11 protein-coding genes and 1 pseudogene are annotated in these 15,574 nt (G+C 66.0%); 3 read left to right on the top strand and 9 right to left on the bottom strand.

From position 1 onward, the window contains the following. Positions 1–368 precede the first annotated feature (368 nt). Genes AC6RIC_RS16475 through AC6RIC_RS16465 form a run of 3 tightly spaced genes read right to left on the bottom strand, consistent with a single transcriptional unit; the run spans position 369 to position 5,496 of the window. A complete protein-coding gene (locus tag AC6RIC_RS16475) occupies positions 369–1,439 on the bottom strand; it encodes a neurotransmitter-gated ion-channel ligand-binding protein (RefSeq protein WP_499733138.1) in 1,071 nt (356 codons plus the stop codon). Then, entirely contained in the window at positions 1,436–2,401 is a 966-nt protein-coding gene (locus AC6RIC_RS16470) for a cache domain-containing protein (RefSeq protein ID WP_499733137.1), read from the bottom strand. Before AC6RIC_RS16470 ends, AC6RIC_RS16475 begins: the two co-directional genes overlap by 4 nt. A 17-nt stretch (positions 2,402–2,418) precedes the next feature. Then, a complete protein-coding gene (locus tag AC6RIC_RS16465; RefSeq protein ID WP_499733136.1) occupies positions 2,419–5,496 on the bottom strand; it encodes a S8 family serine peptidase in 3,078 nt (1,025 codons plus the stop codon). A gap of 202 nt (positions 5,497–5,698) precedes the next feature. Between AC6RIC_RS16465 and AC6RIC_RS16460 the strand changes: the two genes are divergently transcribed. After that, entirely contained in the window at positions 5,699–6,712 is a 1,014-nt protein-coding gene (locus tag AC6RIC_RS16460; RefSeq protein WP_454657276.1) for an AraC-like ligand-binding domain-containing protein, read from the top strand. Positions 6,713–6,882: 170 nt separating this feature from the next. On the opposite strand, the gene pdxR (AC6RIC_RS16455) is transcribed toward AC6RIC_RS16460, so the two are convergent. Next, positions 6,883–8,373: a MocR-like pyridoxine biosynthesis transcription factor PdxR gene (gene pdxR / locus AC6RIC_RS16455; protein ID WP_499733135.1), complete on the bottom strand. Its 1,491-nt coding sequence runs from the start codon at positions 8,371–8,373 to the stop codon at positions 6,883–6,885. Between the two features lie 114 nt (positions 8,374–8,487). Between pdxR (AC6RIC_RS16455) and AC6RIC_RS16450 the strand changes: the two genes are divergently transcribed. Continuing rightward, positions 8,488–9,711: a benzoate/H(+) symporter BenE family transporter gene (locus AC6RIC_RS16450; protein ID WP_454657274.1), complete on the top strand. Its 1,224-nt coding sequence runs from the start codon at positions 8,488–8,490 to the stop codon at positions 9,709–9,711. Positions 9,712–9,872: 161 nt separating this feature from the next. Here the strand turns inward: AC6RIC_RS16450 and AC6RIC_RS16445 are convergent, their stop codons facing one another. After that, on the bottom strand, positions 9,873–10,331 hold the full coding sequence (locus AC6RIC_RS16445) for a GNAT family N-acetyltransferase (protein ID WP_499733134.1): 459 nt from the start codon (positions 10,329–10,331) through the stop codon (positions 9,873–9,875). Continuing rightward, the gene (locus AC6RIC_RS16440; RefSeq protein ID WP_499733133.1) at positions 10,331–11,122 is read right to left on the bottom strand and encodes a creatininase family protein; all 792 of its coding nucleotides are present in this window, start codon (positions 11,120–11,122) and stop codon (positions 10,331–10,333) included. Before AC6RIC_RS16440 ends, AC6RIC_RS16445 begins: the two co-directional genes overlap by 1 nt. Before the next feature lie 108 nt (positions 11,123–11,230). Between AC6RIC_RS16440 and pdxR (AC6RIC_RS16435) the strand changes: the two genes are divergently transcribed. Beyond that, entirely contained in the window at positions 11,231–12,733 is a 1,503-nt protein-coding gene (gene pdxR, locus AC6RIC_RS16435; RefSeq protein ID WP_499733132.1) for a MocR-like pyridoxine biosynthesis transcription factor PdxR, read from the top strand. 94 nt (positions 12,734–12,827) lie between these two features. Here pdxR (AC6RIC_RS16435) and AC6RIC_RS16430 read toward each other — a convergent pair. The 3 genes and pseudogenes from AC6RIC_RS16430 to AC6RIC_RS16420 form a co-directional block, all read right to left on the bottom strand. Further along, positions 12,828–13,331 (bottom strand): annotated as a pseudogene (locus AC6RIC_RS16430) (IS630 family transposase); the annotation flags it as partial. Between the two features lie 447 nt (positions 13,332–13,778). Next, a complete protein-coding gene (locus tag AC6RIC_RS16425; protein ID WP_499733131.1) occupies positions 13,779–14,525 on the bottom strand; it encodes an SDR family NAD(P)-dependent oxidoreductase in 747 nt (248 codons plus the stop codon). Positions 14,526–14,572: 47 nt separating this feature from the next. Then, a complete protein-coding gene (locus AC6RIC_RS16420; RefSeq protein WP_499733130.1) occupies positions 14,573–15,529 on the bottom strand; it encodes a carbohydrate kinase family protein in 957 nt (318 codons plus the stop codon). Between the last annotated feature and the right edge of the window lie 45 nt (positions 15,530–15,574).

Genomic DNA, 15,574 nt, shown 5'->3' with positions numbered 1-15,574 from the left:
GACGCAGCAAGGGTGTTGGCCATTTTGGTCGATACGGCCCGGACGTCAGCGCCGCCAGCTGTCGCCTCGACAGTTCCGGATCTGCGCATGTCGGCGAGTTGCCTCGTTTCGCCCGGACCGAACTCGGCTGCGCGAATGACGCGGAAATCGAAACCGAGCTTGTTCTTCGAGTAGGGGGGCTGGCTGATGTGGTTTGCCGCCCTTGGCAGTCGTACCACTGCCTCGCGTGCGGAGTATCGGCGCGTTAGCCCATGGCGGCCATTCGGGCCCACAGAGCTCACCAGACCATGATGACGCGATTTCGGATAGCCTTCCGGACCGCGCGCTCTTCGAGCGAGTCTCGAGAGCGCGATGGTGGTCGAGCGGAACTATCCAGGCAGGGCGCGGACCGCTGCCCCGATGCAGATGATCAACATCATCGCCGGCACAGCCCAGCGCAGATGCCAGCGCAAATCGGCGGCCTGATCGCGCCAGCGGAAACTGGGGTGAGCAATCGCGACCGACAGCGCGATCTCGAACATCAGCACCGTGACGAGGTAGAGGTATCCGAGCGAAATCATCTCGGCGACGGGGGTATTGAGGGAGATCGAGCCGGGAAACGAGGATTCGAAGGTGAAGCTGATCGCGGCCAGGGCGAGCAGCGACGAGAAGATCAGGCCTCCCTTGTCCTGCTCCTTCAAACCCGGAGACCACAGCACGAACAGCGAGACCGCGAGTACCGCGATGATGGGAACGAAGATGCGCAGGTGATAGCGCTCGGCATAGCGTGCGATCGTCACGGTCGCGTTGAGGCGCGAATAGGAGCGCGCATTCCAACCGATCGCGAGATCGTTGGTGAAGCGCAGGCCGACCGGCCGCCAGTCGACGACCGAGAGCGCATCCTCGACACCGGAGAAGGGGCGGTCGGCTTCCGTCGTCAGGATGATCGCCTCCTGCTGCGCGTAACGCGGAAGCGAGAGCCCGATCGTCAGGTTCTGCCGATCGAAGGGAAAGGCATCCATGTTCATCCGAAAGCGGAAATCGCTTTCGAAGCGCTCGATCAACACCACCTCGCCATCGGCATGCACGGAAAGGGCGACGATGCGGGCGTCCTTGTCACCGATCTGGTTGTCGAGCGCGAGGCCGGGCGACCAGATGGTCTTGAGATGATCGTCGGCCTCATCGCCGACCCGATCCTCACGGGCAAGGCCGCGCGCGACAGCGTCGAAGGCAAGGCGCGGGTCCTGCCAACGCTGCGTCAATTCGAGGTGCAACCGCCCCTGCCCGGAGACTTCCTTGACCTCGAGGATATTCAGCACGCGCAGCGCGACATGCACCCGTACGGGCAGGCCGGAGGCCTCCGGCAGCGTAGTCTTGCCGCTGCCCGTTCTGTCCTCGCCCCATGCGCCTTGAGCCAGGCCGAGGAGGATCGGGAGGACGAAAAGCAGGCGGCCGATCATGCAACGGCCCGCCGCGGGCGCGACAATACGAGAAAGCCGACAAAGGCGAGAATCCCGCCGCAAAGCGCGATGACCCATAGCTCGGTGTTCAGGCGGCCCCAGTCGGACCGGGTCTCTTCCTTGAGCATCAGGACGGTGCCGACCAGCTTGCCCGAGAAGTCGACCAACGGCTGGCTCATGAAGGCGTAGCTGCGTTCGCCGATCTGCCTGCGGCCGAACTCGATGTCCCGTTGCGGTTGGGTTCCCCGGGCACGCAGCAGGTCCAGGAAAAGCTGGTCGTCGGTCGATGCCATGATGCTGAGGCCGCTGGCCGCAGGCAATTTCGGATCGAGCGCGACGCCGGTGAGGGAGGCGGCAGCCACGATCGCGATCTCGCTGTTCGTCGCCGTCTTGACGAGCTCGATCAGCGGCCGAAGGTCGAGCCCGACCTCCATCGTCCCGAAGAATTCAGCACCACGCTGGACCAGCGCGACGCCGCGGATGCCGATGCCGGCGATGCCGATCTCGATTCCGGTCTGGGCGCGCCGCAACCGGTTGGCTGCGACGATCATGGCCCGGAACGCGGATATGTCGTCACCATGCTGATCAGGGCGATGCATGCGCAGCAGGTAGCGCAGCTCCTTGTCGTGAAAGCCGAAAATCTGCACGTTCGCCTGCCGGCTGAGATACTGGTAGGCGTCCCGGGACAGGGCTTGCAGCCGCGTGCGGTCTTCAGCGGCGAGCGCGTCGCGAACCTCGGCATTGCGCGCGAAGGATTCGGCGAGCGAGAGCGAGAACCTGGTGGCCTGATCGAAGCTCGAACCGAGCAAGGTCCCGACCAGCCGCATCTGCTCCTCGCGGCTGCGGGATGCGACCTGCTCGACGCTGCGATGCTGGTGCCACAGCATCGCCCCAAGAATGCAGGCGAGGAGGAGAGCGGGCAGGCCGGCACCCAGCAGGCGTCGTCCGAAGGGGGGAAGCATGGGCATCTCCGGTCGGCCTACCAGCGGGTCATCGCCTGGAAGGAGAAGCGGTGGGTCGTGGCGCCCAGGCGCAGGTCGCCGTCGTAGGAGCCGGCCACCTCGATCTGCGGGGTGACGAAGCCCGACAGGCTTGCACCAATCACCGCTCCGTCCCGCGCCGCGCCCGGGCTTCGCGTCACGACGCTCGCACCCAGCAGGCTCGCCTGCAGAACCGCGACGTTGTCGGCGAACTCGTGGGACCAGTAGGCCTTGAGGTCGAGGCGCAGCTTCGCGTCGCCCGCCAGGGAGGTCGACAGCCGGGCGCCAGCCAGGGACCGCGCGGAAGTCTGGTTCTGACCGTGAAGGGTGAGCGCGAAAGCCCCGGCCTGCGTCTCGGTCAGGCCATCCTGCCGGGAGTGGTGCAGGCTGATCCCGGCTTCGGGCGAGAGATCGAGGCCGGCCAGGGTGGCGAGGCGATATCCGGCGACGGCATTCCCGAAGAAGCCGTAGCTGTCGGCCTCGCCATGCGCGGTCCGCTGAGCATTACCGAGTTGGATCGTCCTGCGAATATCCGTTCTGCCATAGCTGGCGCCGATCGAGCCGCGCAGGGTCAAGGCACCGAAATCGGCGCGGCCATAGGTCGCCAGGCTGTAATGGTCGAGCGCGACGCGGCCAGCGGCATCGGCCTTCGGATCTTCGTTCGAGCGGGTGTATCCCAGGGCGGCGCCGATCCTTCCGGCCCCGAAGGCGGCGGTTTCCGCGCCGATCACGGCACCGGTGAGCCCGAAGCTCGAGCCCGTCCCGTTGGCATCGCCTCCCGTGCGGCCGAAACCGTAGAGAGCCTGTCCCCAGAGCGTGCCTTCCCTGGCAGGCTGCACCCGCCCAGGTTCAGCCGGAGTGCTGCCAAGGCTGGCATAGCTCGTTGCTCCCAGTCCGGTGAGCCGGTCGTAGCGGGAGGACCAGCCGGCCGTCAGGCGCTGGTCGAGGGCTGCGCTGACCGTCCGCTGGGCGTTCATCATCGCCATGCGGGCATCGGCATAGCTCTGCCCCGACAGCGAGCTCAGCGCACCGGGAAGCGCGCCTGACCCAGCTGTGTAGAGTGCATCGAATACCTCCTGCCGAGCGGCATCCGGGCGCGTCCCTGCGGCCGGCCGCACGGAATCGAGTGCCCTTGCGACCGATGAAGCATTGCCGTTCAGGCCCGCGAGGGCGGCATAGGAGCCGGGCGTCACGACCAGCGACAGCCCGGTGGCGCCATAGAGCGCGTCGAAGCGGGTGTTTGCAGGCAAGCCATCGGCCGGCTGATCCAGCCCGCTGAAACTGCCGCTCAGGCCGCCCTCGGCCACCAGCACCCGGAAGGCGTTGCCGGACACAGGGATGAAACTGTTGCTGGCATCGCCGGCAATGCCACGCAGCACGGGAGCGATCCGTCCATCCACGGTGACATGTCCCGACGCGGTCTGTGCGACGAGACGCGAATAGTTGCCCGCACCGTTGCCTGTGCCGGTCCCGTCGATGTCGAGCACGAAGCGGTTCGTGCCGCCGAAATTCACCGGGCCCTTGACGAACAGCGTCCCCGGGGAGTTGCCGGGCATCACCGTGCCGGCGCTGAACAGGCCGGCCTCGATCGAGCCGGTACCGCGCAAGGTGCCCTGCTGGCCGACGGAAACCGCGGAGGTAACGGAGCCGTTGAGAGCCAGCGTTCCACCGATGACGGCGGTGCCGCCGGCATAGGTGTTGCGGCCGCTCAGTTCGAGCCGGCCGAGGCCTCGCTTGACCAGCCCGCCCGCGCCGGTGATGTCGTTGCCGAAGGTCGCCGAATAGCCCTTGGTGTCGACGTCGAAGGTCTGCACGAACTGGCCGGGGCCGCGCACTGCCTTGCCGGCATTGAGCAAGCCCCAGCCATAGATCTCGGGCGAGCCCAGATCGGTCGCCGTGGTGAGGATGGACTGGACCACTTGCGGCGCGGTCATGAAGGGAAATGCTTCGCGGACGAGGGCGGCTGCCCCTGCCACATGCGGAGCGGCCATCGAGGTTCCGCTGGACAGATTATACGGCTCGGTCGGAGAGCTGCCATTGGCGGCGGTCACGGTCGAGAGGATACCGACACCGGGCGCCGCAAGGCACCAGGCGGCCGCGATGCCGCAATAGTTGCTGAACGACGCGATCCTGCGATCGCGATCCACTGCGACGACGGCAATCGTGTAGGGCTGGAGATCCGAATAATCGAGGCCGCTCGCGTTGATCTGGTTGTCATCGCCGTCGAGGAAGACATAGAGGTTCTTGTCGGCGTTCTCCGGCCGGATCGCGGGGTAGAAGGCGGCTCCCGTCGGATTGCGCGCGATCACCGGCTGGTCCTCGCGCTCGTTGCCAGCGGCAAAGACCATGACCATGTCCGAGGCGCCGGCCTGTCGTATCGCCGAGACTTCGGCTGAGGTGCCGTCGATATGGTAGGGCTGGATCGGGACGACGGCGTAGTCGGGGTTGGGGCTGCCGTCCGGCAGGGTAGGCGAGGGATAGGACGGGCCGTAGCTGCCGTTTAGGACCTTCGCGCCATGCTCGCTCGCGTAGCGGATGGCGGCTGCAATGTCTCCGCCGCCCGGGACGATCGCGCGCAAGGCCAGGATCTCGGCATTGTAGGCGACACCGTGCATGCCATTGCCGTCTCTCGCGGCGGCGATCGTCCCGGCCACATGGGTCCCGTGAGACGTCCTGTCCCGGTCGAGGATGTCGGTCGGGTCGGGCAGGTCGAAGCCGAAATTGCGCGATAGCGGCGAGAGCCTGCCGTCAAATTCGGGATGTGTGAGTTCGATGCCGCTGTCGACGACCGCCACCAGCACGCCCTTGCCGCTGAGCCCAAGCGCATAGGCGTCGGCGGCGTTGATCTGAGCGAGACCGTAATTGGCGTTGTATTCGGGCGTCACGAAATACGCGGGCGCCGGTGCCATGGCGGCACGCGGGAGATTGCGGGCGGGACGGCCGAAGAATGCGTCCGGCAGCGAGGGCAGGTCCGAGGCCGAAACGACAACCGGCATGAGAGCGGCAAGAAGCGATGCCGCGGTCGCGCTGAGGAAGGCGGAGCGAAGAAGGGCGCGGCGCGTGGCGATGATCGGCATAGGCAAGGCTCGTCAACGTCGTCCAGCAGGCGTGGACTGGTTGATCGGCGCGTAACATGGAATGAAAACCGGAGAGACGACGGAGAGGCGACGCTGCGTCCCAATCATCCGGGGCGGCGTGTCAGCATTCTGCGATCGGCCTCTTTACGTTATCGCAGCTCTCTCTCGTCTAAAAAGCGTCGCCGATGCCTGGTAACGGGCGGTGCTCGAGAAGGGGGCAGGCTGGGCGATGGGCAGGGATGGCGATCAGGCGCGCCAGCTTTTCGGGAGCTGGCGTGAGACCATTGCGCCGATCTTCGACGTCCGGCCGCTCGCGGGCGACTGGGACGCCGGTTTCCATGCCGAACTCGATCGGCACCACCTGAGCACGGCACTGGTTGGGCAGGTGGCGACGAGCGCCCAGCATTATGAACGCTCGGAAAGCCTCATCGGTGCGGTCGGCGTCGATCACCTGCTGATCCAGAGGTACGAGGCTGGTTATACGACGCTCGATCTGGATGGCGAAGAAGTCCATGCCGGCCCGGGCGACGTCCTGGTTTTCGACCTGTCCCGCCCGGTTCGCTCGCATGCCACCGACATGCGGGCGGTCAACCTGGTGTTGCCGCGCAGCCTGCTTGCGCTCGATGCCGGCAGTCTGGACCGCGTGCATGGCACCGTTCTGTCCGGGGCAAGCCCGCTCGGCTCGCTGGCGGGCGACCATCTGCGCAGCCTGCTGAAGGCAGCACCCACGCTCGAGCCGGCGGCGGCCCCCGATATCGCCAAGGCCAGCGCGCAACTGCTTTCGGCCTGCCTGTCGCCAGCGCTGATGCGCGAAAGCGAGGCCCCGGCAACGCTGACGGCGAGCGTGGCGATGATCTGCCGCTTCATCGATCGGCGGATCGGCGATCCCGCTCTGGATGCCAGAATGCTCTGCAGTGCATTCGGCCTGTCGCGCTCGGCGCTCTACCGCCTCTTCGCTCCGATCGGCGGCGTCTCCGATTATATTCGCCAGCGCCGGCTGGCGCGCGCCCGCCTGGCACTCAATACGTCGACGCGTGGAAGGGGCGGCATCGGCAAGATCGCGCGTCAGTTCGGCTTTTCGAGCGACGATGCCTTCTCGCGCGCCTTCAAGGCTCAGTTCGGCATCGCGCCGCGCGACGTCGCGCATCTGCGCCTGTCACCGTCGCTCGAAGCGGGCGATGGCAGCCTGGCGAACTGGCTCCGGCACCTGACCTGACTGTCGACTTTCGGCTGAAGCCCCAGAGACGGCATTGTCGCAGCCGAGATGTGACTCACGAGAACCATTGGCCAGCTCTCGGCTACTGTCGGATGACCTGCGTCATCGAACACTGAAACGGAATGGCGCTCGGGCCGTTCGCGTGGAAGGCTGCTGCGCCCGAATTGGCGCTATGGTTTGGCGACGGCCCGGAATGCAGCCGCCAACTTCCTGATCGCGATCTCGATCTCCATGGGCGTATAGGCGGCAAAGCCCATCAGGAAACCGGCTGCAGCATCGCTTCGATCATGAAGCGCTGACAATCCCAGGAGCTCGACGCCGGAACGCCGCGCCGCATCGATCGCGGTGCGTTCGGATAGACCATCTCTCAGCAAGCAGGGCATCTGCAGCCCGCCGACGGGAATGCGCGGCTCGATAAAGTCCGACAGGTACGTTTCGACAAGGCCGACAAGCGTATCGAGTCGCTGCGCATAGATACTGCGCATGGTGCGGATATGGGCGCCGAAATGTCCGCCTTCGATGAACCGCGCCAAAGTGAGTTGAGCCATCGGGGCGGAATGCCCATCGAGGAGAGTGCGCGCGACGGTCATCGGCTCCACCAGCTGCGGCGGCAATACGGCATAGCCGATCCGCAAGCCTGGAAAGAGAGATTTGGTGAAGGTGCCGATATAGATCGTCCGGTCATGTCGATCGAGCCCCTGCACGCAGGCCATCGGCTTCCCGGCATAGTGGAATTCGCTGTCGTAATCGTCTTCGATGATCCAGGCCTGATGCCGCCTCGCCCACTCGATCAAGGCCAGGCGCCGATCCAGTGCCAGTGTCGCGCCGGTCGGGAACTGATGGGACGGCGTCAACGAAACGGCTTTCGCCTTGCGTGGTTCGGCCAGAATCTGCTCGACGGCGATTCCCTGCGGGTCCACCGGGATCGGGACGCATTCCAGCCCGGCTGCGTCGAACCCTTTGCGTGCGCCGTAATAGGCTGGGTCCTCGATGAAGATCCGGTCGCCGGGATCGAGTAACAGGCTCGCGCACAACATCATGGCTTGCTGTGAACTGGTGAGGATCAGCACCCGGTCTGCTGTCGCGCGCGCGCCGCGTTCGAGATTCACGTAGTCGGCGATGACGCGGCGCAGCGCTTCGATTCCTTGCGGGTCGCCATGTGCCAGGGCTTGGATGCCGACTTCCCGGCGCACCTGCCGTTCCAGCCTCTCCCAGAGCGGAAGCGGAAAGGCCCGGGTTTCCGGAACCCCGGGCGCAAAGGGCTGAGGCGACAGCATCTCGCGCACCCCGCCGCTGCTGAACATGGCGTTTCCGCGCTTGCTGAGGTTGGGGGCCTGGTGGCGCAGCAACGCTTCCCGTCGAACGGCCCGATGGCCGGTCGTGAATTCCGAGATCTGCGCCACGAAACTGCCGCTGCCGACGCGGCGCTCGATGAAGCCTTCGGCGTGAAGCCGGCCATAGGCCGCTTCGACGGTATCCCGCGACACACCCAGCGACGTGGCAAGGGCACGCGAGGCCGGCAAGGGCTTTCCTGCCCCAAGCGCCCCGTCGACGATCAACTGCCGGATGGCGCGCTGGATTCGTTCGTGAAGGGGCATGGCCGCATGAGCGGGATGAGCGATCCACGCCTTCGCGGATTCCAATTGGGAATGCCTGAACAAATGGTCTGAACCTCTTGAGCGAAATGGCGGGTCATACCGGGCCATTCACTGGCTATGTGTCAACCCGGCTCGCCGTCGCGTGCTCCCCGAGCTCCAGGAGGTCTTTTCAGGATCATGTCGCCTCGCACTGCAACGTCTTCCATTCGCTTGAGTGACCTGCCGCACCCGGTCGTCGCCGGCCTGATCTCCGTCATTGTCAACTATGGCGGCACCTTCATCCTGGTCTTCCAAGCTGCGAAGGTCGCAGGGTTGAGCCCCGAGCTGACGGCGTCCTGGGTCTGGTCGGTCTCGATCGGCGTGGGGCTGACGGGTCTCTTTCTGAGCTGGCGTTACCGTGAGCCGATCATCACCGCCTGGTCGACGCCGGCGGCGGCTTTCCTCGTCGCCGCGCTCGGCACCACGCCTTACGCCGAGGCCGTCGGCGCCTACATGATCTCGGCCGCGGCCTTCGTGGTGCTGGGGCTGTCGGGCTGTTTCGAGAAGGTTATCCGGTTGATCCCGCCGGGCATCGCTTCCGGTCTGCTGGCCGGCATCCTGCTGCAGTTCGGCATCGGCGCGTTCGGCGGCGCGAGCATCGATCCGATGCTCGTCGGCTTGCTGGTCGGCGCCTATGTGGTGCTGAAGCGCTTCTCGGCGCGCTATGCCGTGGTCGGCATCCTGATCATCGGACTGGGCTTCCTGCTCGTGCAGGGACGGGTCGATCTTTCGGGGCTGAAGCCGGCCTTCGCAATGCCTGTCTTCACGATGCCGGCTTTCTCGCTGAATGCGCTCCTGTCGATCGCCCTGCCGCTTTTCCTGATCACGTTGAGCGGCCAGTACATGCCCGGGATGCTCGTGCTGCGAAATGACGGCTTCAAGACCAGCGCCAACCCGATCGTCACCGTGACCGGCCTCGGCTCGCTCATCATGGCGCCTTTCGGGTCGCATGCCTTCAATATCGCGGCGATCACCGCCGCGATCGCCACCGGGCGAGAGGCTCACGCCGACCCGTCGAAGCGCTGGATCGCGGGCATCGCCGCCGGCTGCTTCTATGTGCTCGTCGGGATATTCGGTGTCACGCTGGCTGCCGTCTTCATGGCTTTCCCGGCGACCTTCATCACCACGCTGGCCGGCCTGGCGCTGCTCGGCACGATCGGAGGCAGCCTCGCGGGAGCGATGGCCGATCCGGTGTCCCGCGAAGCCGCGCTCATCACGTTCCTGGCCTCGGCCGCGAACATCAAGCTGCTCGGGATCGGCGGGGCATTCTGGGGGTTGGTCATCGGGCTCGTCGCCCATCTCGTTCTGAATGGGGGCTTGCCGCGCAGCAGGCCGGCCGTCAGCGGGGCCGCTGCAAAGTGACGGCAAAGCTGCGCGCTTCCCGTTTCGTTTTGGAGCCCCTGACGGCCCCGATTTCGAGCGGGGCGCGCGAGCTCTCGCCCATCGAGCGCCGTACGGCGCAGTTTCGAGAGCGCGCGCACCGATCGGATTGCGCTCTCCCAGGCGGGTGGATTGCGCCGGAATCAGGCCAAATCCTTGCGATAGACGATGAAGCCGGACCGCAAGGCGACATCGTCATAGAGCCTGCGCGCGGTCGCGTTGGTTTCATGCGTGTGCCAATAGACGCGCCCGGCCCCGGCGTGGCCCGCATGCTCGTAGACGCCAGCGATCAACATCCGGCCGACGCCCTTGCCCCTTGCGACCTCCCGCGTGAACAGGTCCTGCAGATAGCAGGTCGGCCCGATCATCGTGGTGCTGCGATGGAAGATGTAGTGCGTGAGGCCGACGAGCTCGCCGGCACATTCCGCGACCAAACCGTGGACCGGCTCGTAGGCGTCGAAGAAGCGTGCCCAGGTGGTCTGCGTGACGTCTTCCGGCAGCGCAGTCTGGCCGGCTCGACCATAGAAGCGGTTATAGCCGTCCCACAGCGTCCGCCATTGCGCGAAATCGCGGCGCTCGACGGTTCTGATTGCAATATCCATCACGCAGCCCCCACCTGCCTGTTCCACGGTTCGCCGGCGATGAGCTTCGTGGCCAGCAGCTCCGCCGCAATCGCGAGGATGCGTTCGCCCTTTTCCACCGAAGCGCGACGGGCGTCGCCGCGAACGCCGCTGGGGCAGAAATCCCTGAAGGAGCTCCAGAGCAGCAGGGGATCGCTCAGCGGTGACGCATCGCCCTTGCTGTATCCGGGTTGAAAAGCTTCCCCCAACCGATCGACCCGAACCAGATCGGGGCGCGCGGCCATCATCATGGAGGTTTCGGCCTCACAGGCATGCTGCAGGATCAGCTGGTCTTCGAGGATCGCCTCCAGAGCGCTCTGCTGATTCGGCAACAGTGTGTAGGTCGTGCTCGCCACCGCCAGCCCGGTCTCCTGCGTGAGCGCATCCGTCAGGACGTGGAGTGCCGAGATGTTGCCGCCATGCCCGTTCACGAGCAGGAGCTTGCGGAAACCGGCGACCCTGATCGACGTGACGATGTCGCGGAGCAAGGCGTGATAGGTCGCCATGGAGACGCTGAAGCTGCCGCCGAATGCGATGTGATGCTGGGCGAGCCCGATCCAGACCGTCGGGGCGATGAGGATCGGCCGATGCGGCGAGACGAGACGGGCCATGCGCTCGACGACAGCCTCGGTCAGGATGGTGTCGCAGCCGGTCGGCAAATGCGGGCCGTGCTGCTCGGTGGAGCTCAACGGCAGCACCACGATGGCGTCGCGTCGCGCAAGGTCATTGATATCTTCGGCCGTTCGCGCGGCCCAATGGAGATCGGATAGCATGGCAGCCTTTCGTCGGGATGACAGGCGCTGCGGTTCCGGTATTGCCGCGCGCCAGGGCTATTTCCATAGGGCCGAACTGACCCGGCGAGCTCAGCCAATTCAGGCAGCATGACCAAGCCACTTTCACCATCGCGATCGACGGCCGAGATACTGCTCACGCTGCTGGAAACAGCTGCTCCGGCTGCGACCTTGGCGGCACGGTTGCAGCAGGCCGTGCGGCGCCTCGTGCTGGACGGACATGCCTCGGGTGGCGCGCGCCTGCCGTCGAGCCGGGCACTGGCAAGGCAAGCCCGCATTGCCCGCGAAACCGTCGATACCGCCTATCATCAGCTTGAGCTCGAAGGATTTGTCGTGCGGAGGCACGGCAGCGGCACCTTTGTCGCACCACGCGATGCCGTCCTCGCCGGCTCCGATCGCCGAGCGTGCGCATCGAGCCGCGGGATTGCGGGACTGTCCGAGCGCGGACTATCCCTGACCGCCGGCGGAGGTGTCATTGATCGTGGAAGGCCAGTGCCTTTCACCTTGCTTCCGGATGTCGAAGCCTTTCCGCTGCAAATCTGGCAGCGCATTGCGGCGCGCGCCGCCCGTGGGCGCTCGCGCGCGGAGCTGCTCTATGCCGAGGCGCAAGGGTATCTGCCGCTACGCGAGGAGATCGCGCACTACCTGGCGGCCTCCCGCGGGATCGCCGCTAGCCCCGGGCAGATTCTCGTCCTCAGCAGTTCCCAGCAGGCCCTCGGCCTGATCGCGAAACTCGTCGCCTCGGCCGGCGATCAGATCGCCATCGAAGATCCCGGCTACCACGGTGCACAGATGGCGTTCCGGGGCGCCGGCACCACGCTGCTACCCATATCCGTCGATCAGGATGGGCTTGTGGTCGAACGCCTCGTTAAAGCGGAAGGACAGGTCCGCGCCGTCTACGTCACGCCGTCGAACCAGTATCCGCTTGGCGTCACCATGTCGCTCGACAGGCGGCTGGCGCTACTCGATTGGTCGGAGAGGAGCGGCTCCTGGATCATCGAAGACGATTACGACAGCGAATTCCGTTACGATGGCAGGCCTATCGCCGCGCTGCAGAGCCTGAATGCCGGCGGGAACGTCCTCTATGTCGGCACCATGACCAAGGTGCTGTTTCCGGGGCTGCGCATTGCTTACCTCGTCGTGCCCGAGCCTCTGGTCTCAGCCTTCGTCGCCGGGCGCTCGCTGATCGACGGCTCCGCCGCCAAGTTCAATCAGGTGGTGCTGGCCGAATTCATGCGCGAGGGGCACTTCACTGCCCACACCCGGCGGATGCGGCAGATATACCAAGCGCGCCGCGATCTCTTCATCGCAGCTTTCGAGCGGCATTTGGGCGACTTCGCCACCTGCAATGCGCCACGGGCGGGCCTCCATGTCACTGCGCAGTTGAAGCGCGCATATGACGAGGCAGAAACGCTTGCCGTCGCGGATCATGCGGGCCTCGCCCTGCGCGGCCTTGACCGGCTGACACTCGGTCCCAGCTCGGCGCGAGGCTGGCTGATGGGCTTCGCCTCGCGACCACCACAAGACATGGAGAATGCATTGCGGCATCTCGCGAGCGCTCTGCGGGAGGGATCCGAGGCCCCGCCCATCTGAACGTCCGGAACTGACGCGATCTTCGCCGTTCGAGATCGCCGGTCGCTGTGAGATTCCTGGTCCGCTTTCCGGCGCCCCTTAGCGCGTTTTCCGATCAGGTTGCATCATATCCTGCCGCAGCGAAGTAGTTGCGACATTCTTCTGGCTCGAAGATGCCGATAAGCGTCCCGATGGCGTTCCAGAGGCCATCGACGGTTCGTTCGGCGGCTTTTCGGAGCAGGGCCTTGAGCTTCGAGAAAGCCATCTCGATCGGATTGAAGTCTGGGCTGCAGGGCGGCAGGTGGCGGAGTTCGGCGCCGATGGCCTCGATCAGCTCGCGCACTTTCGGGCCTTTGTGGCCGGAGAGATTGTCCATCACGACAACGTCGCCGGAGCGCAGCTCGGGCACGAGCACTTTGGCGACATAGGTCTCGAAGGCATCGCGATTGATCGGCCCGTCCAGCACCCAGGGCGCGATGAAGCCGCGAAGGGTCAACGCCCCGACAAAGGTCGTCGTTTTCCAGTGACCATGCGGTGTCGCCATCCGCAGGCGCTCGCCACGCGGAGAACGGCCGTAGCGGCGGGCCATGTTGGTCGAGGTCCAGGTCTCGTCGATGAAACCGCTCACCAGCCTGGCGATGCGTCAGACCCTCCGCGACAGCCGCCAGAACTCGAACCCGAAGATCGACCGACAAAGCTTTCGACATGCATGCCAGCCTCCATCCGGCACACAGTCTGAATCAGCTCAAACCTGATTTGGGAATCCCAATCCGATCCAATCAGATCGAAATCGGCTCTAGTCGACACTGGCCGGGATCGACGACACCTGCGACGTCCAAGCGTTCATGGGGCCTGGGACATGCCGCGCCAGGTCCCGCGTGATGGGGAGCTGGCTCGCCGCGCGACAGGCGCACGGCGAGCACCGCCAGACCGACGAGTCGGGAAGCGCGCGAAAAGCGGAGACAAGCTGGTCTCCAAGCAGTTCCTCCCCGAGCAAGGTGTCGAAGGCACGGATGCCGTTGATCTCGCTGTGTTCGATCCACCAGGAGGTCACATCGCGAACGCTTTAGCTGTAGAAGATGCCGCCATCCACATTGAGAGCCTGTCCGGTCACGAAGGCCGCGTCGTCCGAGGCGAAGAAGGCGACCGGCCCGACCACGTCTTCCGGATTGCCGAGCCGGTGCAGGTCGGTGACCTTCTCGAAATAGGCGACGCGCTCGGGATCGCGCAGGTTGTTCATCCCCATCTCGGTCTGGATGATGCCGGGGCAGACCGCGTTCACGGTGACGCCGTGCTGGCCGAGCTCCATCGAGGAGACGCGCGTGAAACCGACCACCGCCGATTTCGATGCGGCGTAATGGGACTGGCCCGGCCCGCCGGTGCGCGCGGCCAGCGAGGCGATGTTGACGATGCGGCCGTAGCGCCGCTCGCGCATATGCGGGATCAGCGCCTGCGTCATCTGGAACACGCCGCGCGCATTGACTGCGAAGGTGGTGTCCCAGATCTCGGGCGTCAGCTCCTCGATCGAGGCGAGCTTCAGGATGCCGGCATTGTTGACGAGGGCATCGACATGGCCGAGCCCGCGCACGGCCTCGTCGGCCGAGCGGCGGCAATCCTCGGGATTGCTGACATCGGCCGTGATGGTGACGCAGCGCCGGCCCCTCTCGGCAATCTCGCCCGCGACCGCTGCGAGAGCGGCCTGCTGCGGGCCGATATCGGTGAGCGCGAGATCATAGCCGCGCTCGGCAAGTCCAAGGGCGATGGCCCGGCCGATGCCGCGGCTGGCGCCCGTGACGATGGCGTGTCTGGTCATGTCGGTTCTCGCTTCGGATGGGAAAGAGGTCACAGGGTCCAGCGCTCTCAGGTGGCCTTGCGGACCGGCAGGCTGTTCATTGCCTTCACGGTCTCGTCGAAGGAAACGAGGTTGGCGCCGGAACCCAGGCCGGTGGCGACGAGCGCGGCCGTCGCGGTCGCGAGCCTGGCGCATTCGGTCAGCTCCCAGCCCCGGACGAGCCCGGCGATGAAGCCGCCGGAATAGGCATCGCCGCAGCCGGTCGTGTCGCGCACCGGGACTTCGAAGGCCGGCATCGTGAAGTGCCGGCCATCCCGCGTCATCACGAAGGAGCCTTCGCCGCCGAGCGAGATCGCGCAGGCGCCCGCGCCGCGCTCGATGAAGAAGCGGGCGCAGGCGGCCGGATCATGCGTCCCGACCATCACGGCCGTCTCGTCGATGCTCGGCATGAAGAAGTCGACCTCGGGCAGGAGCGGCTCCAGCAGCGCCAGGGTCTCCGGGCGGGCCGAGATCAGGTCGAGGGTCGTCGTGCGGCCAGCCTTGCGCGCATCGGCGAGCAGCGCCCGCGAAGGCTCGCCATCCATCGCCAGCAGCGAGCCGACGCCGCCGAGATGGACGATCCGCCCCTCGCAGGCACGGGCCTGCGCGGCGGCCGAGATGCGCCAGCGGGCGGAGGCGCCGCGGGCGTGCAGCGCCGGGCGCGACCCGTCCGGCCGGATCGGCAGGATCGTGGCCGAGGTCGGGTTGCCGGCCATGCGCTCCATCATCGAGACGTCGATGCCGTCGCGCCGCAGCGCGTCGAGCACCCAATCGGCCTTCTCGTCCGCGCCGACCGCGCCGACCGCGAGCGCCTTCAGGCCGAGCCGCGCGCAGGGAACGACGGTTCCGCCCGCCGTGCCCGCGACGGTGAGGCGGATTTCGTCGATCAGGTAGCGCGTCCCGCCGGGCGGAATGTCGCTCACGGGCACGCCGAGGATATCGAGGATGTAGGAGCCGCAGACGCTGACATCATGGGTGGGCGACATGGCAGGTTTCTCGGACGATAGAAGCGGGAGGAGGGTGGTGGCGCA

The organism is Allobosea sp. TBD101, from assembly GCF_059817965.1.
Note: the sequence above shows the minus strand (reverse complement) of the source record. Positions and strands in the feature narration are given on the sequence as shown.

What these genes read in the sequence shown, in the direction of transcription:
- AC6RIC_RS16475 (WP_499733138.1), bottom strand. Translation starts at nt 1,439, where the DNA reads ATGATCGGCCGCCTGCTTTTCGTCCTCCCGATCCTCCTCGGCCTGGCT.
- AC6RIC_RS16470 (WP_499733137.1), bottom strand. Translation starts at nt 2,401, where the DNA reads ATGCTTCCCCCCTTCGGACGACGCCTGCTGGGTGCCGGCCTGCCCGCT.
- pdxR (WP_499733132.1), top strand. Translation starts at nt 11,231, where the DNA reads ATGACCAAGCCACTTTCACCATCGCGATCGACGGCCGAGATACTGCTC.
- AC6RIC_RS16440 (WP_499733133.1), bottom strand. Translation starts at nt 11,122, where the DNA reads ATGCTATCCGATCTCCATTGGGCCGCGCGAACGGCCGAAGATATCAAT.
- AC6RIC_RS16420 (WP_499733130.1), bottom strand. Translation starts at nt 15,529, where the DNA reads ATGTCGCCCACCCATGATGTCAGCGTCTGCGGCTCCTACATCCTCGAT.
- AC6RIC_RS16450 (WP_454657274.1), top strand. Translation starts at nt 8,488, where the DNA reads ATGTCGCCTCGCACTGCAACGTCTTCCATTCGCTTGAGTGACCTGCCG.
- AC6RIC_RS16425 (WP_499733131.1), bottom strand. Translation starts at nt 14,525, where the DNA reads ATGACCAGACACGCCATCGTCACGGGCGCCAGCCGCGGCATCGGCCGG.
- AC6RIC_RS16465 (WP_499733136.1), bottom strand. Translation starts at nt 5,496, where the DNA reads ATGCCGATCATCGCCACGCGCCGCGCCCTTCTTCGCTCCGCCTTCCTC.
- AC6RIC_RS16445 (WP_499733134.1), bottom strand. Translation starts at nt 10,331, where the DNA reads ATGGATATTGCAATCAGAACCGTCGAGCGCCGCGATTTCGCGCAATGG.